Source organism: Paenibacillus sp. P4_A7, from assembly GCF_056402455.1.
The window spans coordinates 1-1292 of the sequence record NZ_JBFUHJ010000778.1; the positions used below are offsets into that span (position 1 = coordinate 1).

General features: G+C 37.8%; 3 protein-coding genes. All 3 read right to left on the reverse strand.

Features of this window, described 5'->3' with window-relative positions; translation table 11 throughout:
• Positions 1 to 420: 420 nt before the first annotated feature.
• Positions 421 to 540, reverse strand: a complete 120-nt coding sequence (locus AC1DWN_RS33895; RefSeq protein WP_477563212.1) for a phosphotransferase — start codon at positions 538 to 540, stop codon at positions 421 to 423.
• Positions 507 to 653 carry a hypothetical protein gene (locus tag AC1DWN_RS33900; protein ID WP_477563210.1) on the reverse strand — a complete coding sequence of 49 codons (147 nt, stop codon included), beginning with the start codon at positions 651 to 653 and terminating at the stop codon, positions 507 to 509. Before AC1DWN_RS33900 ends, AC1DWN_RS33895 begins: the two co-directional genes overlap by 34 nt.
• A 445-nt stretch (positions 654 to 1098) precedes the next feature.
• Positions 1099 to 1292, reverse strand: a 194-nt coding sequence (locus tag AC1DWN_RS33905) for a hypothetical protein (RefSeq protein ID WP_477563211.1), incomplete at its 5' end; no start/stop codon positions are given.

The following is a 1292-nucleotide window of genomic DNA, read 5'->3' on the forward strand; positions in this document are numbered from 1 at the left end:
ATAAAAGAATGGAAGCATCAAAAGTAATAAACGACAAAATGACAATCGTATTTTATGAAAAGCTACTGACTTAGTTAATAGGATTCGATAGGCTGTTACACTACAGCGTTCATTATCATTGCTATGTATTATTTAGATACCCTCTAATAAGGCAGACAGATTTTTCTGAATTTCAGCAAGCCAAATCATTTCCTGTGCGAAACGGGCGAGTGGGACACGATGTTGATTCATGTTAGCCTTAATCCACCAGGAGCTTTCCATATACCACAATAACTGTAATGAATATGTTAAATAACCCTATGCCACAGTGCGCTCCTCCCTGTATCCTTCCATTAGAGCTGAAGCCAAGGAGACATCCAAGGTATTATTTAAAGAATATGATATAACAGCACGAGTTACATCTAGTTATGGACAGTCATATCATAATCGATCAAAATCTAAAATTGAAGTTAATCTTTTATCATTAAATAAAAGATTACTTACCCAAAGGTCACGATGCGCCCATCCTAATTGAAGATATTGAGTATTTCCATATTTAATTCTTCAGTTGCTTTATATTTAGTTTCCTCTAGCAATCGCAAGCTTCTGCCACTGGCCGCCGGATAAATCTTGTGCGCCTTCATACCTATCTCGTTCCATTTCAGATAAGTCATTAATGTCCTTCAGATAAACATTCACTTTTACGATATGATGAATGGGAACGTCGACTTGCAGAAGTGTATTCTTTCATGTAAAAATATGTCATGAATCTGTTCTGTGAAACTTTCCCCAAATCCTCGATGTAACCCTAGAAAAACTTAATCTCCCGCGACAACTGCTGACGAATAACTAAACGGAGTCGTCGTTATTCTTGAGATCACTAACATATCCCCTTTATTTCACAAACTAATTTTCCAAAATATCAGAATATTTGTTCACCAATGTATTTTGCTTTTTCGAAAAACACTGCCAATTTTGCTACTCAAACGTTATAACGCTATAGTGCTCATGCACAAAGAAAGGGAGCCGATTATAATATTGGCTACCTTTCATTATGCATGATTGTTGAATTATTCTAATACCAGGAAACAGTAATAAGCGTTAAAGGTATAAAAGAATTTAACAAATCTCAACTCGCACGCACTCTCCGTTAATACGAGAATGTTCACAACTAGACCATTCTGTCCCCGTATCTGGTTCAGGGTCTGGGTCTGGGTCTGGGTCTGGGTCTGGGTCTGGTTCTGGTTCTGGTTCTGGTTCTGGTTCTGGTTCTGGTTCTGGTTCTGGTTCTGGTTCTGGTTCTGGTTCTGGTT

Bases quoted from the DNA above. Each gene is read 5' to 3' on its own strand.
- AC1DWN_RS33900 (WP_477563210.1), bottom strand. From the start codon at position 653: ATGACTTATCTGAAATGGAACGAGATAGGTATGAAGGCGCACAAGATT.